This is a genomic window from Novosphingopyxis sp. YJ-S2-01 (genome assembly GCF_016093175.1).
Classification (GTDB): domain Bacteria; phylum Pseudomonadota; class Alphaproteobacteria; order Sphingomonadales; family Sphingomonadaceae; genus Novosphingopyxis; species Novosphingopyxis iocasae.
In genome coordinates, this window is the sequence record NZ_JAEDAI010000001.1 from 891,258 (window position 1) to 911,876 (window position 20,619).

A 20,619-nucleotide genomic window follows, 5' to 3' on the forward strand; every position below is an offset into this window, starting at 1 on the left:
TTGTAAAGACGGTTCTGTCCAATCCAACGCGTTACGTGACAGAAAGGTGCGATTACGCGACAGCCGGATTGAAAGTTTTTTTCAGAACGGAAACCAGTTTTGGAGTTCGGCCCGACAGCGAACCGTCGAGAATTTTGTCGACGATCCGATCATGGAATGTATCGTAAACCAGGTGAAGGTGCTCGGGCCGCCAGTGGCTTGAAAGCCAAAGTCGCCCACTTGACTTTTGTGTGACACCCGTTGGCAGGCAATCGGCATTTAGCGCATCTCTAATCAATGGAGCGAGCTCGTCGCAATAGGCCTTGACGGTCCGGGCTGCGAGATCATGAATGCCATCGCCGCGCTCGAGAACGGCTCCGGATTGATGAATGATAGCCCCCCCATCCAAGGCGCTGGTCGTTTCATGCAAAGTCAAGCCGGTCATCTGCGGTTCGCAATTATAGCTCGGCCAGAAGTGCGTGATTACCCCGCGATAGCTTGGCGAAAGCCCACCATGCGTATTCCAGAATGTTAGATTGGGAAGGTCTAGAAGCGCATTCTCGATCTTGTGGCACCCGTAGGATAGAACGAGGCGCGGGCTGATTCTTTTCAGAAAATCGACGGTTTCGCGATTGTTAAGGTTATCTGGGGTGGTGTCGAGGCGGGAAACATCCGGTGCAATCGGCCTACCAAAAAAGCGTTCTTCCGCAATCTGTCGGTTCTTAAAATGTTTTACAAACAGATCGCGGGTTGCCTTCGGAATGTCCTGAGGCGCATCTGGCACGAATGCTTCACGGCCTTCTCGCACCCATCCGGTTAATATGCCTTCCTGATGTAATTTCTTGACGAAATAGTGATGGCGAGGATGATCGCCGGTAATAGCTACGAGACTCACCTATCAGTGCTCCGTTTTCGATCTAAATCAATCCTGAAAGACGATTTCTATTTGATTAAGGCTTGGCGACCCTGAAGCCCTAATTGATCAATGGTCAGTGCTTGGCCAGACGTTCGTCGAGCGGATCTCTTGACCCTCTACGATTCTTGCCAAGACCTCGGTTATCTCGTGTTACAAATCTTGCCAAGCTTTGAAAATTACACCTAGCCGATAATCGAGGCTCTTTAGGGAAACTCATCTAATCTAAGTGAGCGTTTGAAGTTTCAGTGCGCTGTGCAGGCCGCTGGCATCTAGCGTGTGCATTACCTCGGCGATCAGCCAGCGCTTGGCATCGATCTCCGGTTTGAAGCCGGACAGGGTGGCGGGGCGATCGGGGAAGATGTCGGGGCGGCCCAGGGCAAGGGTGATGCCGAACTCGGCGGCGGCGCGGTTCATGCGGCCTTGCTCGGCCTCGGCAGCGCGGCGGGCGTCGGCTTCGGTAGCGTAGGTTTTCTTCAGGCGCTTCGGCTTACGGCCTTCGACGGCGGTGCCGACCTTCACTGTCTTGCGCTTGCCGGCATCCTGATCGTGCCAGCCCGCCTCGACCCCACCATATTGGCCGCGCTCGGCACGCCTGTAGCTGTAGGCTTCGCCGCTGGCGCGGGTGATGAGGAGCCCGGCGATCGCCTTGCCGGCGGCAGTCCGGCCCCGGCCGATCGGCGCGAGGATGAGCTTGCCATCCTTTACCGTCGCAACGGCATCGTGGCGGCGGCCGAGTTCGCGGATCATGGCCATATCGCTTTGGCCGTCCTGCGCAAGGACGGGCACCGGAATGTTCGCGAGCGCAGGATCGCAATGCGGCTGCAGCCCCTGTTCGCGCGCCACCTTGGCGACGATCGCGCCAACGGTGGTATCGCGGTGCGAGCGTTCCTTCCGGACATTGAAGGAGGCGGCGAAATCGGCGGAGCGGGCACGGATCGTAACGATGTCCGGCGGGCCGCTCCACTCCGCCTCGTCCACCTTGAAGCGGCCCTTGGGCACCAGCCCGAGGGTTACGTCGGCACCGCCCTTCCAGCCCAGCGCCAGCGACAGGACGGCACCGGCCTTCGGGATCTCCATCTGCCCGTCATGATCGTGGATGGTGATGTCCAGCTGATCCGCTTCGCCGCCGCGCTTTTCGGTCAGCTGCAGGCCGATCAGGCGCGGGCCGATGCGGTCCATCAGCAGCTTGCCGAAATCGATGCCGAAGACGCTGATCCCGGTGGGCGCGCCAAGACCGAGATCGCGGCCTTCGAGCGACAGGCGATAGTCCGCGATGTTCGATCCCGCGTTCATGATCAGGAGACCCGGCGTAGTTCGACGGTAAAATCCGCACGGCGGGCGACGCCATTGTCCAGGAAGACGCTCTGTCCTTCGTCGATCGAGGCGATGATGAAATCGCCATGGACGCGGCCGAGGGCATCGACGAGCGGCCAAGCCTCCCCCTGATCGCCAAGATCGCGCAATGTGCGCATCGCCTCATGCCGGCCCGAGACGCCGGGTAGGATCACGCCGGAAAGGGTGATGTCATCCTTGCCCGGTCCGCAGAACTGGACGGCGGGCCGCGCGCCGAAGCGTGGGCTGTCCTCGTGTCGCCAATCGGTCTTGCGAGACAGCTGCTGATAGCCCGCACTGTCGGTGCCGAAGGCGAAGAGGCCGAGCGAGAGCAGCATCAATCGTCATCCCGATAAGAGCTGCGATCGTTCGCGGCCTGCTGGCGTGCGAGGCGGGCGAGGATCTTCTCGATCTCCTTCGCCAGATCCTCCACCGACTGGCCGGGCTGCTGATAGATGTTGAAGGTGGGCGAGACCGGCGCGGCGGCGGAGCGGGCAGCGGCACCGACGCCCGCACCGCCAGCGGACAGAGCAGGCGTGGCGGTGCCGACCGCGAGTGCGGCCGTCATGCCGGCAGCGAGATCGCGGATACGGCCGAGCGGCTTGCCTTCGCCGCGATCGAGACCGCGATCGAGGCCGGACATGACGTGGCCGCCCAGGGCCATGAACACGCGGCTCGGGCTGCGGATGCCGAGCTTGTCTGCGAACCAGTTCTTGATGTTCGCCGCGGTCTGCACGATCCGGTTCTTCAGCTGGCCGACTTTGCCCATGAACCCGTTGATCAGGCCGGTGATGAGATCGCCACCGGCTTGGATAAAGCGGGCGCGCAGGCCGAGGACGAAGGCGAGCGCGGTGAAAAACATCGTCTTGAACTGCACCCATTTCTGTTGGAGCCAAGCGATGCCTGTCCCAAAGGCAGCCTTGATCGCGTCCCAATTCGCATAGATTGCCCAACTAAGGAGGCCGATGACCGCGATGATCGCGAGAACCGGGGAGGCGATTGCGGAGATTACTGCGGATAGTACCCCGAATACGACACCGAACACGGGTGCGAGTACTCCGATGACGGTGATAAGCCCGCCGATGATCGCAATGACCGGGCCGATGACAGCGAGGATGCCGCCAGCGATGAGAATGAACTTCTGCGTTTCCGGCGACAGGTTGCTGAAGCGGTCGGCGAGGCCGCCGATCATCTCGAAGAACGTGGTCAGCGCAGGCGCTGCCTTTTCTCCCATCTCGATCGCAGCCGCCTTCATCCGGTTCATGTCCTGAACCCGCTTTGCCATGTCGGTATTGGACTGCTTTCCGAACGCGGTATCGACGGCGTTCGCGCCGTTGCGCATATCGTTGAGCGTGCTGCCGAAGACAGCGGCCTGCTTGGTAGTAAGGCCAGTCACGGCGTTCAGCGCCTCGGTCGACCCGAAGAGCTTCTGCATGGCCCCGTCATTACCGTTAAGCTGCTGGCGGATGCGACCGAGCGCCGGAACGAGGCCGCCGGACTGCTGGATCAGCCCTTTAAAGTCCTTCGCGCCGAGCGCGCCGAGCACCTTGCGGCTGTCCTCGGTATCGCGTGTCATGCCGGAGATGACCGCGCGCAGGTGCGTATGCGCTTGAGCCGCCGGCATGCCGGTCGTGGTTAGCGCCGCCACGCTGGCGAGATATTCGTCAAGGGGTACGTTCGCGGCCGAGATGGTACCTGCGACGGCGCCGAAGCCCTGCGAGAGCTGTGCGATATTGGTTTTGCCGTTCTTCACGGTCTTGAAGATCAGATCATAAATCCGTTCGGCTTCCTTGCCCTTCAGCCCGAAGGCGTTGATCGAGCTGGTGACCAGGTCCGCCGCTTCCTGCGTCGAGCCCAGGCCGGCCACGCCGAGGCGGGCCGATCGCTCGAGCACTTTCATGGCATCGGCTGCGGGGATGCCGGCGGAGCGAATATCGTAGAGCGCTTCCGGCAACCGTTCGAGTTCGACCGGAATGCGCTTGCCGATCCGCATGACGTCCGCGCCCATGCGGTCCATGCTCTCGCGCGTGGCGTCGACCAGCGTCGAGACGTTCGCCATCGCTGCGTCAAAGTCGTTCGACATGCCGATTGCCGCGCCGCCCATTCCCATGACCGGTGCGGTCACGCCGAGCGTGGCCCGCCCGCCGGCGCTGCGCATGCGGCTACCTCGCTCCTGCAGAGCCGCACCGCGCTTGCGAGCGTCGCGCAGCCGCTCCGCCTTGCGCTTTTGATCGTCCATCTCGCGCCCGGTCTTGCCAAGTTCGGCGCGCAGACGGCGCTCGTCTTCGGACAGATTGCGCGTGGAATAGCCCGCCGTGTCGAGGCCGCGGCGCAGCCCCTCCAGCTTCTGACGCTGCTGCTGGGTCTCGCTCTTCAGCCGCGCACCCTCGCGCGTGGCAGAGGCGAACTCCCGACGCATCTTGGCGGTGGGTTTTTCGACGGCTGCGATCTCACGCTTCAGCTGCGCGATCGTGCGGGTCTGTTCCTCAAATTTCCGCTCGGTCTGTTCGAGGCCGCGCTTCTGCGCGCGAAAGCCGGCGATGTCCTTCTGCGCGTTCTGCAATTCTTTCATGCGCTGACGCGTCGCATCCATCTGCGACCCCAGCTTCTGGCTGGCCTTGTCGATCGCCCGGATCGGTTTCGATGCCTTGTCCAGCCCCTGGAAAATGAGAGAGAGGCGAAGCGCCTTGTCCACTACTCGCCTCCGTGAACCAATTTGAAGCGCGCGAGGGCGCGCTCATGCCATTGCATCAGCTCGTCCACCTCGAGCGCGTCCATGACGGCGGGCGGCCAGTGGAAGACCAGCGCGATATCCGCCATCGCGTCTTCTATTGAACGAGGGAGTCGACCGACGCCCTCTTCGGCAGAAAAAAACCGGCCACCTCGGTCGCGAGCGTGAACAGATCCGCGGCGGACAGGTTCGCCACCTCCTCACGCGTGAGCGAAGGCGAGGTCACGCGCGGCAGCAGCTCGTGCAGGGCCGTCACCTCGAGCTTGCAGATGTCGACCATGGACAGGCCGCGCAATTCGCCGCTCTTCGGCTTGCGCAACTGCACGATGCCGATTTTCTGTTTGCCGCGGACGATCACTTCATCGAGATCGACGGTCACCATGCCGGTGGGCTGGGCCTGTTCCTTGTCCATTCGTTTTCCCTCTTCGGTTTACACTTGCCCTCGATCGGCGGGCGCATTGTTGGGCTTCGGTTTACGCGGATCAGCTGCCGATGATGGCGCGGATGCTGGCCATGCGATCGACGCCGCCGATGCGGTACACATTGTTCAGGACATCGATCGCGACCTCTTCGCGCCCGTCGATCGTCCACTTGAGGTAGGTGAGGGTGGACTTCACCTTCCACTCGGTATCGTCGCCAGCCTTGGCGCTGCCGGGATCGATCTCCATGTGGCGGCCGCGCACGACCAGCTCACCCGCGGTTGGGGCGAGGGCATCGTCCGCCTGATAGGCGCCGACGAAGCGCAACATCGCACCGTCGATCCGGTTCAGGCCGAACTGGCGCAGCACGCCCACGACCATGCCGCCATAGGTCGACTCCATCTCGAGCTTTTCCAGCCCCATGTCGACGTCCACCTCCGCCAGCATGCCGGCACCGCGATAGGATTCGGCCGCCATGGCGAGCTTGGGCAGCTGGATTTCCGACGCTTGGCCAAGATAGGACTGGCCATCGTTGAAGACGTTGAAGTTCTTGAGCTTGCGGGGCAGCATGTGCGGGCTCCTGAAGAGAGGAAAGGGTTGGCGGGCGGCCGCTTAGAGCGCGGCCACCTGATCGGCGAAGCTGGCGTAGAAGCGATCGGAGATGCGCTGGTTGAGCGTCATGTTCTCCGCAGGAGCGCAGGGCGTGTAATCGTAATCGATCACCACGCGACCCGCGGCGAGCGCATCGGCGCTGTTGAGCGCGGGATCGAGTGGCAGCGTCTCAGCACCGATGATCCGCCCTTCGCCCTTCAGGGGGCGGAACTCGGCATCGATCGTCTCGCGCACGTCGCGGATCGGTTGCGGGCTGAGCGGCTTGTCGACGGCCCAGGCGAGCCCTTGCGCGATGGTGTCCTGCAGCACCTGGCTGGTGCGCACCGCGCTTTCGAAAGCAAACTGCGCCTCGTCCGAACAGGTGCGGTTGCCCCAATAGCGATAGCCGTTCATCCGCACGAGCGTGGTGACGGGTGCGGCGTTCAGCACGCCCGCATCGGTCGAGGCGTCCTGCAGATCGAAGAAGACCGGCGCGCTCATGCCCGTCACGCCGGAGACCGGCACATTGGACAGCGTCTTGTGCCAGCCCGTATCCTCGTCGATCTTCGCGCGCAGGCCCATGGCCGCTGCGACGGCATGGCCTGAAAAGCCCGACCAGTCCGGATGGATCAGCATCAGTTCGCGTTCGGAGAATTCGCCGCGATAGGTGACGGCTTCGGCGATCGAGGCGGCTCCGTTGCAGGACGCGTAGACGAACCCGCGCAGCTTCTTGGCGACGATCAGTAGCTCGGCCACCCCGTCGCGGCTATCGAGGCCCGGGATGCCGAGGATGCGCGGGCGCACGCCGAGATGGCTTTCCGCGGCGAGCAGTGCGTGGACACCGGAATAGGCGGCAGCATCGCCGACCAGGTTGGCTTCGGTGCCTGTCACATCGGCACCTTGTTCCACGCGTACGACGACGCAGACGGGCGAGACCTGATCCGCGATCGCGCCGAGCGAGAGGGGCAGCGTTCCTTGTTCCCCTGCCTTGCCGAGCGCAGTGCGGATATCGGTGATCAGCACCGGCTTATCGAGCGGGAACATGGCGGCGTCGGCATCGGGCGCGGTGGCGACCAGGCCGATGACGGCGCTGGCCACGCCGAGCAGCGGGCGAATGCCGATGAGCGGCTCGTTGACCTTGATGCCGTGAAAGAGTGTGTCCATCGGTGCGATGCTCCAGTCAGTTCGGCCGCGCAGCGCGCAGCGGGAGGGTCAGGCGGGTGAAGCTGTTCGGGCCAGGCGTATCGGTACGATAGCCCTCGAGCGCGATCGTGGCCGTGCCCTGCGGCCCGGCATCTATGCCGATGAGGGTGAGCCGCAGGCGCGGCTCGTGACGGCGCAAGGCGACGGCGGTAGCCGCGTAGATCTCTATCCGGGTGCGATCGTTCAGCGGACGATCGATCAGTTCGGGCAGGAGCGAGCCGTAATCGCGGCGCATGATGCGGGTGCCCAAAGGCGTCGACAGGATATCGCCTATCGATTGCGCAAGATGCGCGTCGCCATCGAGGCGCTGTCCGGTGCGGGCATCGATGCCGATCATGCGGGCGGGCCGCTCTTGTCCGTTCCACCGCGCACGAGACCGTGGCGGTGGTCTGCCAGGCTGATATCGCCCTTGGCGACGATGTCTCCGCTGGCCGTCACGGCTCCGTCAATGGTGACGTCCCCGAGGACGGTAACGCCGCCCTGGCGCGCGTCGAGCGTTACGCCACCGCCAGCGACGATCGCGACGCTGCCTCCTTCCGGCAGGGTGACGTCGAGTTTATGCGCCTCCGAATCGTAGGCGATCACCGCACCGTCCGGATATTCGATCAATTCCCGCAGGCTGTTACCCGCCGGCGGAAAGGCGTCTTGCGGGATGCTGCCCAGAGCAACGGCCGCGGCGATATCGCCGCCGGGGCAGAGCAGAACGACCTGTTCGCCGAGGCTTGGGGGCGACCAGCTGCGCGTTGCGCCCGAACGTGCGGTAACCAGCTCCGGCGAGTATTCGACGTCACTGTCCGCCGCGAGCGGCAGTTCAAGCCGGAAGCAATAAGGATCGAGCCGGGGCGAGGCCGCGCTCTCGAACCATTCGACGATCCCGATCATCGGATCGAAGCGATCGACCACCGCCCGCACGCTGGCGAGCGTGCCCTTGCGCCGCTGCATTTCGATCGCCGCGGCGATGGCGCTGCGCTTCTCGGCCTCGGTCCAGTCCGCGTCCCACAGGTCGATCGACAGGCCCCAGGCGAGCCAGGGCAGCAGGAAGGTTGGACAGGCCATCGGATCCCAGAGATCGCGGAGCGGCGTCTCGATATCGCCGATGCGCATGGTGGCGGCCTCGATCGCGCGTTCGGCGGCGGTGGCGGAGGGCGGCAGCAGGCTCGTCATTCGGCGCGGCCCGCGATCTGAATGTCGATGGTATCGACGAAGCCGGTCCCGGTCTCGTCGAATACCAGATCCGCGGTGGGCGAGACGATCTCGACCCGCTGAACGCCGCCGACGAACAGCGCGGCGGTGATGGCGGACAGCGGGATATCGCGGCCGAGGCGGCGGGTGGTGGCCAAATAGTCGTCGAGCGCAGCGCGCGCAGTGGACAGGATCAGGTTGCGGTCCGGGCCGGCGTAGATCCACAGCCGCGCCGCGATATCGAAATGCGTCACCATCGCGCCGGCGACGGTGACCCTGTCGGTGAGCGGTCGCACGTTATCGCCGTTGACCAGGGCCTCCACCTCTTCGATCAGCGCCTGATTTGGGGTGCCGTCGTCATCGCGTCCCAGCACGGTGATCAGCACCTCGCCGGGCGCGGGGCTGGTAGCGGTGGCATGCTGCACCGCGCCGCTAGCGACCGAGCGGGCGTGGAAGACATAGGCCGAGGCGGGCCCGGCGACCGACTAGCTGTCCGGCGCCAGCAGCACCCGCTCCCGCAGATTATCGTCGCTCTCGAGCTGTTGCCCGATCCCTTTTTCGTCATCGGCTTCGACGATCGTGAGGCGCTGGACGCCGAAGAGCGCGGCGAGGTTGTCCAGATCCGCGCCCGCGGCATAGGCGATCATGACGGCGAGCGCGGCATCGTTGCCCTTCTGCCGGTTCACCATCTCCCGGTAAGCGGCGACTTCCAGCACCTTGTAGGCGGGATCGCTTTCGACCAGCGCGGAGAAGTCGGGAAAGCGTGCGCGCAGGTCCGCCAGCATTTCGGTCAGGATCGTCTCGTAATCGATCTCCCGAACGACCTCCGGCTTCGGCAGTCGCGAAAGATCGATTGCCGTCGAGGAGATGATGGAGCCGGTCATGGTGCACGGCTATCGTCTGCGCACGTCGAACTGTGCGAGACTGCGTTGTTGTAGGAGGTGGTGCTACAACAGCGCGGAGAAAAAAGCGGCGGCTTTGCGCCCTAACTTCAGTCATTGAGGGCTTTGCGATCGGCGCCCGAAAGCGGACGGTCGTTCATGTTTCGACGCTGAACGTTTCACGCGCCTCAGCCGCCAATCGTCTCCTACTCGTCCGCGTTCAGGCTTTCGGGGTGGTCCGCGCCATCACGTTTATGCGCTGGCCTTCTGTTTCCCGTGCCGCCCTTCGGCGAACTCCTCAACAATCTTGGCGCAGAAGGCGGGCAGATCGTCCGGATCGCGGCTGGTGACGAGGCCCTGATCGGTCACGACTTCCTCATCGACCCAACTTGCGCCAGCGTTGCGCAGATCGGTCTGGATCGAATGGAAGGAGGTGACCTTGCGGCCTTCCAGCACATCCGCCTCGGCCAGTGTCCACGGCGCGTGGCAAATCGCCGCGACCGGCTTGCCCGCTACGAAGAAATCGCGGACGAAGGCGACGATCTTCTGGTCCGCCCGGAGCTTGTCTGCGCCAACCGACCCGCCGGGGATCATCAGTGCGTCGAAGTCGGACGCGGATACATCGCCAACGGCTTTGTCGATCGAATAATCGCCGCCCGGATCGAGATCGTTATTGACGGTCCGCGCGGTGCCAGTCTCTGTGGAGATCACGGTCAATGTTGCTCCGGCATCCTTCAGCGCATCGCGCGGTTGGACAAATTCGGGCTCTTCTGTGCCGCGCGGTGCGATGAGGATGGCGACGGTTTTGCCTTCGAGTTTCATGAGCTTGTTCCCTTGCTTCTTCGCAATAGGAACGGTCGTTCCGGTTGTTCGATCCGTTGATCGAAACCAGCAGGGAATTCGCTTTCGCGTTCTACCTTTGGCCATGACGGCCATGGAGAACGATAATGGGTTACTCTCGATATGATCCTGCCAAGCAGAATCGGTCAGCCTGGAACGCCGGAAAGACCGTCGGCACGAAGCGTCCGCTCAACCAGAAGCAGATCTGGGCGATCCGCTTCCATCTCGACCGGGAGGGACGATTGCGTGACCGTGCTCTGTTCGATCTGGCGATCGACAGCAAACTGCGCGGATGCGATCTCGTTAAGCTCAAGATCGGTGAGGTCGTAGCCGGTTGCGAAATTCGGTCCCGTGCGATCGTCATGCAGCAGAAGACTGGCAGGCCAGTCCAATTCGAGATCACGGCCGACGTTCGCGCGAGCCTACATGCGTGGCTCGAAAGTCGCGGCGGAACAGTCAGCGATTTCGTCTTTCCGAGCCGGGTCGATCATATGAAGCCGATGAGCACACGCCAGTATGCGAGACTGGTGGACGAATGGGTGACTGCCATCGGTTTGAGCAAGGCAGAATACGGAACACACTCAATGCGCAGGACGAAAGCGGCGATGATCTACCGGGCGACCGGCAATATCCGTGCGATCCAGATCCTGCTCGGCCACACCAAGATCGAGAACACGGTCCGCTATCTCGGGGTAGATGTCGAGGACGCGCTCCTTCTCGCCGAACGAACAGAAATTTGACAACAACGTAGCGGTCGATGCGGGACCCGTTCGACCGCTACTGGGTGGGTTTGCGACTGTCGGGTTCTGGGTTTGAGAAGCTGATGTAAGTCGCTTGCGGAGCCAAGCGGGCGAGGGCAGGAAACGACCCCATTGCGGACCTTGCCGGAGCGAGGCAATCTGGGGTCATGAGCAGAGCTAAGCGAAACGAGCGGCTGATGAATATTGTGAAACTTAAGCTCTCACCGGGGAAGCCGAAAATGTTCCTTCGCTTCTTCCAACGGAAGGCGTCATTCTTCGCGATCCTCGCAGGATTGACGACTGCTAGGCTGCTTCCGCAAGGCTGGTCATGGTGGTTGGAATTTGGGCTGGCGCTTCCCGTTACACTCGGGGTCTACCTGCTCCTACACAAGGACGGTATCACTACGAACCGGCCACCGAAACGCTCAAAGAACTCGCTCTCGCGTTAGAGCTTGTACTTAGGAGAGCTACCGCAGCGGACCAACCGCTGTCGACCGCAATGCCGACAAAACGGCGTGACTGCGAACGACCCCATAGCGGACGTTGCTCACTCTGCTATATCTTCTTGCTGTCACGGCGAAGGCAAAGCTATCATGCCTAAAAAACGCGTAGATTTTGAACGGCTTGGCATTGGCTATGTGCCCTGTTCTTTCGCCGGGTGGGTCTACCTGTTTGCGTTCGCAATAACAACGCTAGCCCTACTGTTTTTAGCGTCTGCAGTTTGGGCCTATGCAGGCTGGCAGGGTACTGAAGTCATACAGGCGGCAATTATGATAGTTTGTATTTTGGCTACGGTTCGCGTCGCACACAAAAGAAGCGAGTAGGCTACTGCTCGGACGGCGGCTACCCACACAATGTCGGACGTCCATGCCTTGCGGCACACCATCCGAATGCGGCCGGTCGGCTTTACAATTTCTCGCGCTAAAAGCGGATCTTCAGCTAACGACCGCCATTGCGGACATTGGTTCCTCGTTGCAATGAGGCTTGATGGTCTACGAACCCTTCCGTTTCCCTGCGAAAGGATGCTTCCCACTGGCAATCCTTGTCTTCGTTTTTCTCATAGCACTGCTCCTCGATACTTGCGTTTCGAAGGAGGTTGTAGCGCGGGCTACTTCTCCAGACGGAAAAGTCGTGGCGAGACTATACGAGATCAATGGCGGAGCTACGACGGACTTTCGATACTCCGTTCAACTCAGCAGAAAATGGCCACGCTGGGACCATGAAGCGGCAAGCCTCTACGGCGCCGTAAGGAGTAATTGCGCGTATGGCTTGAACATGCGCTGGCGCGATGATCGGACGCTCGAACTGGAATACCTAGAAGCCAAGAAAATGACCTTTGATCGTTCGCTATCGGTTGCTGGTAAGGAAATTTCGATAGTTCTACGAGCTGGCGTGAATGATGAGCGTGCAGCATGTGGCGGAATGCTCTACAATCTGCAGGGCGGTTAGCTGGTGCGAGCCGAACTTCCGCTTTCCACTCCAAACTCTGACATCTCGGGGCCGCCCAGGATGCCCATGAAGCTGACGTTGCTGAAGCCTGACGGCTATGCCCGCTTTCGACAGCCGTGGCCGGTTAGGCTAATGACCGAGATTGGGGCGCATTGCGGACCGGCGAGAACTGGGCCGGTTGCTGACCGTCTGGTCCTAACGCAACGAGGGCTAATGCGGACGTTCGGCTTCTGCGCCCAATTGCGGTCGTTCCCGGTCGGCGCTGAACTACCTGAAAGCTGACATTCCGCTCGCCCGTAAGGCTAAGAAAGGAAAGGCAGAAAATAGGTGGGAAGCGGTCTTAGCGGATTAGTTTTTCTGACGTGGACATATGGGGCGGCCGTTGGCGGATAGACCGCCCGATGTCACCGGTTGCAGATGTAAGAGACGTAATCCGCGCTGGTTGTCTGTCTCATTCTCGAAGAACGAGGACTCAACTTCGTGGATTGAGCCCCCGCAATAGCTTAAAAGAACGTCGCTTGGGCCGAGCAAGGAGAGCACTGGCAGCTGACCGCCAGCGCCTCTGAACACCAACTCACGGTTGCTTCCAATTACGTAATAAACCGAGTGTTGGACAGAGGTTAGCGCTGCGGTTCGGTAGTCATCCTCTACAACAAACTTACCGGAAATATTGGGCAGAGATGCGGTTTCGATCACCCCGCCATCTCGCTGGCAGGACGCCATTAGCAGCGCTCCAGCGATCAGGCCTGACACCTGCAACAGCAAGCTAGTCTTTTTGAGCATTGCGAGAGAGTCGCAGATTGCCTGAACGTCCGCAATGGGGTCGCTAGCCGAAGGGCCGCTTTCCGCCCTCTGATGGCCTATACCGGACTGTCAGCAATCGGCCCAAAGGCGGACTACTCTATGGTGCCGCGAAGGTAGGCGATCACTTGGTCGGCGATGGCTTCTTCGTCCTGTTGCGAGAACCCGAGCACGCGCCGCTGCGAATATCGAACGGTCGGCGAATTCGAGAAGGACGTCACCCGATCGGGCAAGCCCTCCTGGTGCACGCGCATGATGCTGGCCATGCGGCCGCGGAATTCGGCGCCGGCCATGTCGGGCGTCCAGCGCTTCTTGAGATAGCCGGCGGTGCGCGCCTTCAGGAACATCTTGCGATCCCGGATCTTACGCTTGCGCTGGCCGAGCCGGTCGCGGCGGGCGTCGACCTTGCGCGGGGCGAAGGCGTTGCCGTCCGGATCGACCTGGGCCGCGATACGGTCCGCGTTCTGCTTTCGCATCAGGATAGCGAGGCGACGGGTGAGCTTCTTGCGCTCAGCGGGTTGCAGCGCGCCGATCAGGCCGCCGAGCCATGTGCGCAATTGTTCGAGGTCTTCGGCCATCAGGGGGCCGGGTAAAGCTGTTCGCCGCCGGCAATGATTTGCTGGATGGCGGCTTCGGCATCGTCGAGCCCGGCCAAAACTGGCTCGGGCGGATGGGTGAACACGAACGCGCCCTGGGCATCGCGGCGAACGGCCACCGCCTCTTCAATATCGATCGTGATTTCGACGTCGGCTTTCTTCGGATCGAGAATCACCGCCTCGAACCCGAACGCCTCGTTACCCTGATCGTGATTTTGCAGCCGCGAAGGCTGGTGGACGCGCAGCCAGGTGAGCACCGTGGCCATGAGCAGATCCACGTCGCCCGCAAAATCGGTGAGGATCACGGCGAGCTTGTAGCGATATTCGAAATCCTCCTCTGCCCCGTGCCGCGCGGCGATGCGGCCCTTGTCCACGAAGACGTGGAGGCGATCCGGGTTGCGGCGGCATTCGACGGGAAAGGCCGCCTCAATCGCAGCGCGCAGGGAATCGCTCTTGTTCATCGTGTGGACGGCTCCGGATCGGGAGGCGTGGACGGCTGCGCCTTAGTACAGGCGAAGGGCAGCACCGCGCCGTTGCGCAACGCCCAGCGACAGATGCGGCCGCCGGCGGCGTTCAGTCGCTCGCCCCAGCTTTCGACGGCCACATCATATTCGGCCGCAGCCTTCGCGCTGGTGACGATGGCGACCGGCGCGATCGGCTTGGCTTCGGTTACCGCTTCAAGGTCCGCAGGGGGCGGGAAGATCGGCTGCAGGCGTTCCCTGGGCGCGCAGCCGCTCACAGCCAAGGCGCACGCGCACAGGATCGGGAACGGTGTCCGGTTCTTCGGCAATGGCATCGATCAATTCCTCTTCGTCCTGGTTAATCCGCAGCGCATCGGCCACGCGCTCCTCTGCGGCCAAGCCGGTGGCCGCCGCGTCGGCCTGCAGCGCCTTCACATTGGCGATGGCGCGGGCGGCGTCGGCCTTTACCGTTCCGTCCTCGCGGCCCTTGCAATAAGCGGTGGGAAGGCAGAGCGCGGCGATCGCGATCAGCGCCGAGCGTGCGCCGGAGAGTTTCGCTCCGATAGCGGCGATGCCGTTCACGCCATCAGACCTGGCAGATAAACCGTGCGCGCGCGCCCGAAGCTGCGACGCTTCACCGCGCTCAATTCCTGATTGCGAAAGGGCTGGCGGAAGCTGACGTGGATCCACCCGGTCGGCCCGAATTCGTAGATTAGCTGATCATAATTCAGGCGAGCCTGCATCCAGCGGGCGACTTCGATGTTCGGCAAGCCGGGAATGGTGAAGTCCGCCGCTTCCCCCTTGCTGTGCTGCGAATCGCCGCTGCCACCAATGGCGTGGTTGAGTTCCGGGGAACGATAACCGGAGGAGATGACCACCGGACGTCCGAAATGGGCGCGGACCGGCTCGAGCACCCGTTCGCACAGGATGCGAAGCGCCTTTCGTTCGGCAGGCCCCGGAGTGTTGTCGATACCGCGGCGCGAGGCAATCTGCGACGCGGTCATCTCGGCGAGAGTGAAATGGTCGGTGAGCTTCATGACGTGATTCCTTCAGTCGTGCGGCGGCGCGTGATGATGGCTGCGCCAGCGACCCTTGTGTTCGCGCAGGATGCCGAGAAGGCGCAGGGCGGCATATGTGATGAGGCCGTAATGGCCGATCGCGAAAATCCAGGCATTGGTTTCCAGGTAGATGGGGCCGAACAGGCGTCCGAGGCCGAAGCTGCCAAGAGCAAGAGCGAAGCACCAGAATTTCAAGATGTGCCAGCGACCCAATGGGATCATGGCCGGCAGCACGAACTGCAGGTAGGCCCAGGCGATCAGCATGTAGGTGACGCCGATCGCCCGGCTCTGGATCGGCTCGATGAATTCAATCATCGTCCTTTTCCTTTCCCGGTCCGAGGCCGAGCCGCGCGAGCAAGCCATCCTTGAGTTCGGCGGGAAGACCGCGCATCTGTTCCTGCAGGGCGTGGCCGAACTCGATCAGACCCATGGCAAAATGGCGTGACAAGCCGCCGGCAAGCGCCATCAGAAGTTGCAGGGACCAGTTCGGCACGAGCTTGGTCCAGAGGATCGCGGTAAGGATCGAGACCCCGAGGCAGCAGCCAAGCGTGAGCCAATAGGCCAGGCGTCGATCGGGGGGCGTGAGCGCCATCACGAGGAAGGCGCAGGCGATCGACAGGAACAGGCCGCCGGTAAGGTCCGGCAGTGGGGCCACGATGCCCAGTGCAGCCAGGATGAGGGCGGCGAGCGCGTTGGTTTCGGTCGGCAACATCACGCCTCAATCCCAGAGTTGCACGAGTTCGATTGTCGGCGCTTCGGCGGGCAGCGTGTCCGGGAGCTCGACGATGGTGCCTTCGGCCAGCAGGGGCCCTGCTGCCGCCAGTTCGCGGTTCAGCGCATAGGCTTGCTCGGTCACTGCGCCGGTGCGGCCGAGTTCACGCCAGCAGATCAGATCGAGCGTGTCGCCCTGCTGTGCCTGAACCTGCATCAAATCAGTTCCACTGCGGTGCGGGTGACGCCGAGCAGATCGCGGATCGCGTGCGTGGCGTTGCGGCGGTGCTCGTCGGCGGACAGGACGCGATCCTCGGCACGGTCCTTGCCGTCGGCGGTGGCGGAAATATCGTGGTGCGTTTCGGCGAGGTCGGCCGCGGCGAACGAGAGTACGGCCCGGCGATAGAGCAGGACGGTGATCGGCTCGCCGTCCACTTTCTCGGCATCGACATCGGCCAGCGTTGCGATGCCGATCGCGCGGAAGGCCAGCGACCAGCTACGCAGATCCTTGCGGGCCGCGATGATGCCCGCGCGCAGAGCGTCGCGAAGGCGGACCTCGCTGACATGGCCGTCGAGGCGGAGGGCATCGCGCGCAGCGGCGATCGAGAGATCGGGCCAAAAGCCATCGCCAGCGACAAAGTCGTTGCCCGGATCGGTTGCGGGGGAGGAAACAAATCCAGCCATGATGTCTGTTCCTCCTTAAAGTTTACGGGGGGTGGGGAAGGCGTCGGTCAGGGCGGCTAGATCGGGCTGCCGCCTGCCTGTCGCTTCCGCCCCCCGAGCGCCACGGGGCGAGATGGGGCCGCCAGCTGTGCCGGCGGCGCTATTCCTGTTCGGCCTCGGCGAGCTTTTTCTGCTCGCGCTCGAGGCGTTCGATTTCCTTTTTCACGCCGGCCTTGTCGTTCAGCTCCAGCGCGCGGCGCTGATGCTTCAGCGCGGCTTCGTTCGCGGCGCGGGCGCCGCCGGCGGGGCCTTCGGTCGATCCTTCTTGCTGCGCCGCGGCAGCGCGGGCGGAGATGGCGAAGCCGATGGCCTTGTGCAGCTTGGCGCGCACTTCGTCGGGCATGTCCTCGTCTTCGGTCAAAGCCTCGACCTGCAGCAGCACATCCAGATCGATCGCCTCGCCGCGGCCGTGGGCGGCCAGCGCGGTCTCGGCAAAGGCTTCGGCGACGAAACAACCGAGGGTGCGTTCGAAACGCGAGGGCATGGGCAGATCGTAGCGCAGCGCATATTCTGCGCGCGGGATGGCGCGGGCATGATCGCCGATGTCGATCGCCCAGATCATGGTGGTGATCAGGATATCGTCGGCGACGCCCTTGCCGCGTTCGAAATTGCCGTCCGGCCCCTTCGCGGCTTCGATCACGCCCTCGACCCAGGGATCGTAGGCGGCGATCAGATCGGCCTTCAGCTCCAGCTTGGCTTCCAGCGACTGGATGTTCTTCAGGCGGCGCAGATCGACGCCGAGCGCGGCGCGCTGATGTTCGTATTCGGTGGCCTGCGGATCGGCGCGCTGGCGCTGAATCGCGGCGGGCACGGGTTCCCGGCCCGCCGCTTTCGCGGCGACCTTGCGCTGGAAATGGCGGCGGGCGGGGCTCGTCATCGGACCTTAGGCCTGCTGAGCGGCTTCGATGTTTTCGACCAACGCGCCGTAATCGTGATCCTCGATCACGTAGGCATCGTTGTCGGACTCGTAATTGACGACGCGGTCCCACTCCGGCTCATCCTTGATCAGGCGGCGATGCTTGCCCTCCTGCGCGTAGATCGAGAGGTTGTCGTAGCGGGTGATGAACACCTTGCCCGCCGGGAAGAACGGCACGCGCACCGCGGGCAGGCCGCCGAGGCGCTTGGACGACATGATGACGTCCCGCGCGAGCTGGTTTTCCGGATCATGATTGGTGTTCATGAGCGGGAAGTACTTGTCGTGCAGCAGATCGCGGCTGACGATGGCAACCAGCTCGGTATCTTCGACCGCCCAGGGAGCGAGGAGGCTGTTGGTGGCATCGTAGACCAGCGCATCCAGGCTGGCGTAATCGCCGCCGTCGCCATAGGTCACCTTGCCGCTGGCGGCGGCAGCTTCGGCCATGACCCGTTCGGGCGCCTCAAGCCGCATCTTCTCCAGCCAACCGATGTTGACGTCCTGCAGTAGCGGGTTCGCCGCCTTGTCGGTGCTCTTGGCGGCGCTGGTGCCGTTGAAGCCGATGCGCAGATGATCGAGCGCGGCGGCGCGCACGATATGATCGCGGATGCGCGTCTGGAAGTCCGGGAACTTCGCCCACATGTCGATCTTGCCGTAAGACAAATAGGTGTCGAAGTTGGTTTGATGCAGCTCGTAGCTGTGGACGTCGAGGCCGGAGGGATCGGTCGGCTCGCGCCGTTCGCCATTGCGGGTGTCGCTGCGGCTTGCGATCGGCGAGGAGACGCCGAGGCCCAGCTTCTCGCCCTTCATCTCCGGCACGGTGAAAAGGTTGATCTTGCTGAGGAATTCGGACGATTCCTGCTTCTTGTCGATCAGCCGCTGCTGGACCGAGGGTTCGACGGCGAACTTCTTGGTGGCGTCGCTGACGCCGTTGAGCTCGGCGATCTGGGACACATAGGCGTCAAAGGCCTGCCGGGTCGAGTTGCGCATGGGAAATTTACTCCGGATGGTTCGGGGACAAGCGCTGCGATCAGCAGTCGGTCTTGGCGAAATTGGCGGTCGATCCACTGGCGAGCGGGCGGGCGGGAGCGCCGTCCGGCGTGCCTTCGATCGAGGCTTCGAGCTTGGCGAAGCGCGCGTCGGCGGCGTCCATGCGGTCGGTCAGTGCCTTGCTCTGGGCTTCCATGCCGCCGGCGAACTTTTCCATGCCTGCAGCGAAGACCTGCGCGAAATTGTCGTTCGCGGGGATCGGCGTGCTGGCGGGCGGCGGCGCGGGCGGGGGCGGGGTATTGTCGCCTTCGCTGTGGTGCGCAGCGCTGAAACCCGGAATGGTTTTGAAGAAGCTGCGCAGGTCCGCGAAGAAGCCCTCCTTCTCCGGCGAGCTGCCATCGACTTCGAACTGCAGCGCATCGATCTCGCGCGCGGCGGAGAAGAAATTGCCCTTTCCACCTTGCGATCGGCGAAGGGACTGGTCTTGCCCGCTTCGACCTGGCCGGCGGCGAAGGTCATGATTTCGGTGCCGAGCGAGGCCGGGCTGTCGGTGACGGCAAGGCCCTGAAGGTACGCCTTGCCGGTGCTGGCGAAGTTGGGGTTCAGCTCGATCGAGCTGTAGAGCTTCTGGCCCTTGGCCTGGACGGCGACGAGGTTGTCCAGCGCGTCTACCTGGGCGAACAGGCCGAGCTTCTTTTCCGTCTTGCCGCCGAGTTGCAGCTCCACCTCTCGTGTTTCGAGGGCAACGACATCGCCATAGGCGTTGAACGGCGGCTCAGCCGAGAAGCCGCGGATATGCTCCATGTTGACGCGGGCGGAGTAGGTCTTCGGATCGTAGCTGTCCGCCATCTCCTGCAGCGCGCCGGCATCCAGCGTGCGGCCGTCGCAGGTGGCACCCTCGACGGCGATGCAGAAGAATTTCGATCTTTTGGCCATGGGTGCGCTCCGGTCCTTCGAAGGGGCGGCGCGAACCGGTGGGGGAAGCCCGATCCGTGCCATAAGTCATCGGCAGGGAAAGGGCCCGATCGGGGGCGGATGCTCAAGCGGGGGCTGTTGTAGGGGGCGGGATTACAACAGGCGAAACCCTTTTTGTGTAGAACATTCAGAGTGTATCGGCGCCTTTTCTTCACTATACTCGAAACTCAAATCCTCGGTTAATCCTGACCGAACCAGCTCTCCGTTCGGGCTGGGTAGAGTAGGGCTCTTAAAATGCGAGTTGTTGTTGGCCAGTTCTAGATATTCTAGTCGATAGGTTGGAACTTTGTCGGTGGGTCTCCGCCGCAGCCCCTTTAAACAGTGCCATTCGGCGGAAGGTTGAAATGAAGAAATTAGATTGGCCGCAAGTTTTTGCCTGCGCTGTCGCCGGGATCGTCGGTGGGCTGATTTTCACACTAGTGATGGCAAAGTCTGCCGTGTGGGCGGGCATTATTGGAATTTCGGCTGGCGAATGGCTTCAGGCTGGAGCGGCAGTTATCGGTGTATTTCTCACAGTCCAAGGGACGCTGTGGCTTGAGAAGCAAAACCGGAAGCGAGAGCGCAAAGAAGAGCAGCGTCTCATGCGCGAGGCGCTCGGTATGTTAAAAGCAGTATTACCAAGCGCTTCACAGCCCGTCGATGCAGAGTGGGATTTATCCAAGCGCATTTTGATGACACAGGTTCACTATGAAATTGTCCGAGTGGGAATGGAGTCGCTCGCCTACGCACGGCAAAATTATCAGGTCCGCAGCTATAATCTTTGGAACTCGCTAAGCTCTATTGACCTACATCATGCCATTCGACGTGAACGATTGATTAGAGAGGAAAACATCGTCAGGAGAAATGGCATCTCCGAGAACGTACTGGCGATCAGCCGAGAGCAGATCGAGGAATATGCAAGCGAACTAATCCAGCCAGTGAACGCAGCTATAAAAGCCTTGTCGGAAGAGCGAGCCTAATCCCTAAAAAAACCGAAGTATGATCATTCCAATTCCTACAGATCTAAATAACGAGTTCGGTTGTGTAGCGAGAGCACTTAATCCCGCGCAGGCGCTGACGATCGAATAGCGAATCTTGGCTATCCCGCCGCCTGAACGACCAGATAGGCCGGAGAGGGTTCGATTGCTG

Annotated in this window: 28 protein-coding genes and 1 pseudogene; 3 read left to right on the top strand and 26 right to left on the bottom strand. The window is 62.3% G+C overall.

Annotation, left to right across the window (positions count from 1 at the left end; all coding sequences use genetic code 11):
- Positions 1-52: 52 nt before the first annotated feature.
- The 13 genes and pseudogenes from I6A82_RS04315 to I6A82_RS04370 all read right to left on the bottom strand — a co-directional run bounded on the left by I6A82_RS04315 (position 53) and on the right by I6A82_RS04370 (position 10,056).
- Complete coding sequence (locus tag I6A82_RS04315; protein ID WP_198093878.1) at positions 53-874, bottom strand: formyl transferase; 822 nt, start codon at positions 872-874, stop codon at positions 53-55.
- 243 nt (positions 875-1,117) lie between these two features.
- A complete protein-coding gene (locus tag I6A82_RS04320; protein ID WP_198093879.1) occupies positions 1,118-2,188 on the bottom strand; it encodes a contractile injection system protein, VgrG/Pvc8 family in 1,071 nt (356 codons plus the stop codon).
- Between the two features lie 2 nt (positions 2,189-2,190).
- Positions 2,191-2,565, bottom strand: coding sequence for a phage tail protein (locus I6A82_RS04325; protein WP_198093880.1), 375 nt, complete (start codon positions 2,563-2,565; stop codon positions 2,191-2,193).
- The gene (locus I6A82_RS04330; RefSeq protein ID WP_198093881.1) at positions 2,565-4,922 is read right to left on the bottom strand and encodes a phage tail tape measure protein; all 2,358 of its coding nucleotides are present in this window, start codon (positions 4,920-4,922) and stop codon (positions 2,565-2,567) included. The genes I6A82_RS04325 and I6A82_RS04330 overlap by 1 nt, the downstream gene beginning before the upstream one ends.
- Positions 4,922-5,047 (bottom strand): GpE family phage tail protein, encoded by a 126-nt coding sequence (locus I6A82_RS04335; protein ID WP_198093882.1) that lies wholly within the window; start codon positions 5,045-5,047, stop codon positions 4,922-4,924. The genes I6A82_RS04330 and I6A82_RS04335 overlap by 1 nt, the downstream gene beginning before the upstream one ends.
- Before the next feature lie 8 nt (positions 5,048-5,055).
- Positions 5,056-5,370, bottom strand: coding sequence for a phage tail assembly protein (locus I6A82_RS04340; RefSeq protein ID WP_232343278.1), 315 nt, complete (start codon positions 5,368-5,370; stop codon positions 5,056-5,058).
- A 70-nt stretch (positions 5,371-5,440) separates the two neighbouring features.
- Positions 5,441-5,947: a phage major tail tube protein gene (locus I6A82_RS04345; RefSeq protein WP_198093883.1), complete on the bottom strand. Its 507-nt coding sequence runs from the start codon at positions 5,945-5,947 to the stop codon at positions 5,441-5,443.
- A gap of 42 nt (positions 5,948-5,989) precedes the next feature.
- Complete coding sequence (locus I6A82_RS04350) at positions 5,990-7,132, bottom strand: phage tail sheath subtilisin-like domain-containing protein (RefSeq protein WP_198093884.1); 1,143 nt, start codon at positions 7,130-7,132, stop codon at positions 5,990-5,992.
- A gap of 16 nt (positions 7,133-7,148) precedes the next feature.
- Positions 7,149-7,508: a GPW/gp25 family protein gene (locus I6A82_RS04355; RefSeq protein WP_198093885.1), complete on the bottom strand. Its 360-nt coding sequence runs from the start codon at positions 7,506-7,508 to the stop codon at positions 7,149-7,151.
- A complete protein-coding gene (locus tag I6A82_RS04360) occupies positions 7,505-8,335 on the bottom strand; it encodes a phage tail protein I (RefSeq protein ID WP_232343280.1) in 831 nt (276 codons plus the stop codon). The genes I6A82_RS04355 and I6A82_RS04360 overlap by 4 nt, the downstream gene beginning before the upstream one ends.
- Positions 8,332-8,823, bottom strand: a pseudogene (locus tag I6A82_RS14535) (baseplate J/gp47 family protein); the annotation flags it as partial. The pseudogene I6A82_RS14535 and the gene I6A82_RS04360, both read right to left, overlap by 4 nt.
- 15 nt (positions 8,824-8,838) lie before the next feature.
- Positions 8,839-9,237 carry a hypothetical protein gene (locus I6A82_RS14540; RefSeq protein ID WP_232343281.1) on the bottom strand — a complete coding sequence of 133 codons (399 nt, stop codon included), beginning with the start codon at positions 9,235-9,237 and terminating at the stop codon, positions 8,839-8,841.
- A gap of 249 nt (positions 9,238-9,486) precedes the next feature.
- A complete protein-coding gene (locus I6A82_RS04370; protein WP_198093886.1) occupies positions 9,487-10,056 on the bottom strand; it encodes a type 1 glutamine amidotransferase domain-containing protein in 570 nt (189 codons plus the stop codon).
- 125 nt (positions 10,057-10,181) lie between these two features.
- Here I6A82_RS04370 and I6A82_RS04375 point away from each other — a divergent pair, with 125 nt between their 5' ends.
- Together I6A82_RS04375 and I6A82_RS04380 are read left to right on the top strand one after the other, a co-directional pair.
- A complete protein-coding gene (locus I6A82_RS04375; RefSeq protein WP_198093887.1) occupies positions 10,182-10,814 on the top strand; it encodes a tyrosine-type recombinase/integrase in 633 nt (210 codons plus the stop codon).
- Between the two features lie 987 nt (positions 10,815-11,801).
- Positions 11,802-12,263 carry a hypothetical protein gene (locus tag I6A82_RS04380; protein ID WP_198093888.1) on the top strand — a complete coding sequence of 154 codons (462 nt, stop codon included), beginning with the start codon at positions 11,802-11,804 and terminating at the stop codon, positions 12,261-12,263.
- An 896-nt stretch (positions 12,264-13,159) separates the two neighbouring features.
- On the opposite strand, the gene I6A82_RS04385 is transcribed toward I6A82_RS04380, so the two are convergent.
- The 13 genes from I6A82_RS04385 to I6A82_RS04445 form a co-directional block, all read right to left on the bottom strand.
- A complete protein-coding gene (locus I6A82_RS04385) occupies positions 13,160-13,642 on the bottom strand; it encodes a phage virion morphogenesis protein (RefSeq protein ID WP_198093889.1) in 483 nt (160 codons plus the stop codon).
- Positions 13,642-14,121, bottom strand: a complete 480-nt coding sequence (locus I6A82_RS04390) for a phage tail protein (RefSeq protein ID WP_198093890.1) — start codon at positions 14,119-14,121, stop codon at positions 13,642-13,644. Before I6A82_RS04390 ends, I6A82_RS04385 begins: the two co-directional genes overlap by 1 nt.
- On the bottom strand, positions 14,118-14,399 hold the full coding sequence (locus I6A82_RS04395; protein WP_198093891.1) for a hypothetical protein: 282 nt from the start codon (positions 14,397-14,399) through the stop codon (positions 14,118-14,120). Before I6A82_RS04395 ends, I6A82_RS04390 begins: the two co-directional genes overlap by 4 nt.
- On the bottom strand, positions 14,338-14,703 hold the full coding sequence (locus I6A82_RS04400; RefSeq protein WP_198093892.1) for a hypothetical protein: 366 nt from the start codon (positions 14,701-14,703) through the stop codon (positions 14,338-14,340). Before I6A82_RS04400 ends, I6A82_RS04395 begins: the two co-directional genes overlap by 62 nt.
- The gene (locus I6A82_RS04405) at positions 14,700-15,158 is read right to left on the bottom strand and encodes a D-Ala-D-Ala carboxypeptidase family metallohydrolase (RefSeq protein WP_198093893.1); all 459 of its coding nucleotides are present in this window, start codon (positions 15,156-15,158) and stop codon (positions 14,700-14,702) included. Before I6A82_RS04405 ends, I6A82_RS04400 begins: the two co-directional genes overlap by 4 nt.
- Before the next feature lie 12 nt (positions 15,159-15,170).
- Complete coding sequence (locus tag I6A82_RS04410) at positions 15,171-15,494, bottom strand: hypothetical protein (RefSeq protein WP_198093894.1); 324 nt, start codon at positions 15,492-15,494, stop codon at positions 15,171-15,173.
- Positions 15,487-15,894 (bottom strand): hypothetical protein, encoded by a 408-nt coding sequence (locus tag I6A82_RS04415; RefSeq protein ID WP_198093895.1) that lies wholly within the window; start codon positions 15,892-15,894, stop codon positions 15,487-15,489. Before I6A82_RS04415 ends, I6A82_RS04410 begins: the two co-directional genes overlap by 8 nt.
- Before the next feature lie 3 nt (positions 15,895-15,897).
- Positions 15,898-16,107, bottom strand: coding sequence for a tail protein X (locus I6A82_RS04420; protein WP_198093896.1), 210 nt, complete (start codon positions 16,105-16,107; stop codon positions 15,898-15,900).
- Positions 16,107-16,574, bottom strand: a complete 468-nt coding sequence (locus I6A82_RS04425; protein ID WP_198093897.1) for a head completion/stabilization protein — start codon at positions 16,572-16,574, stop codon at positions 16,107-16,109. Before I6A82_RS04425 ends, I6A82_RS04420 begins: the two co-directional genes overlap by 1 nt.
- Before the next feature lie 139 nt (positions 16,575-16,713).
- Entirely contained in the window at positions 16,714-17,490 is a 777-nt protein-coding gene (gene gpM, locus I6A82_RS04430; protein WP_198093898.1) for a phage terminase small subunit, read from the bottom strand.
- Positions 17,491-17,496: 6 nt separating this feature from the next.
- Positions 17,497-18,516 carry a phage major capsid protein, P2 family gene (locus I6A82_RS04435; RefSeq protein WP_198093899.1) on the bottom strand — a complete coding sequence of 340 codons (1,020 nt, stop codon included), beginning with the start codon at positions 18,514-18,516 and terminating at the stop codon, positions 17,497-17,499.
- 40 nt (positions 18,517-18,556) lie between these two features.
- The gene (locus tag I6A82_RS04440; protein ID WP_198093900.1) at positions 18,557-18,712 is read right to left on the bottom strand and encodes a hypothetical protein; all 156 of its coding nucleotides are present in this window, start codon (positions 18,710-18,712) and stop codon (positions 18,557-18,559) included.
- Entirely contained in the window at positions 18,688-19,452 is a 765-nt protein-coding gene (locus I6A82_RS04445) for a GPO family capsid scaffolding protein (RefSeq protein WP_198093901.1), read from the bottom strand. Before I6A82_RS04445 ends, I6A82_RS04440 begins: the two co-directional genes overlap by 25 nt.
- A 383-nt stretch (positions 19,453-19,835) precedes the next feature.
- Here I6A82_RS04445 and I6A82_RS04450 point away from each other — a divergent pair, with 383 nt between their 5' ends.
- A complete protein-coding gene (locus I6A82_RS04450; RefSeq protein ID WP_198093902.1) occupies positions 19,836-20,450 on the top strand; it encodes a hypothetical protein in 615 nt (204 codons plus the stop codon).
- Positions 20,451-20,619 lie beyond the last annotated feature (169 nt).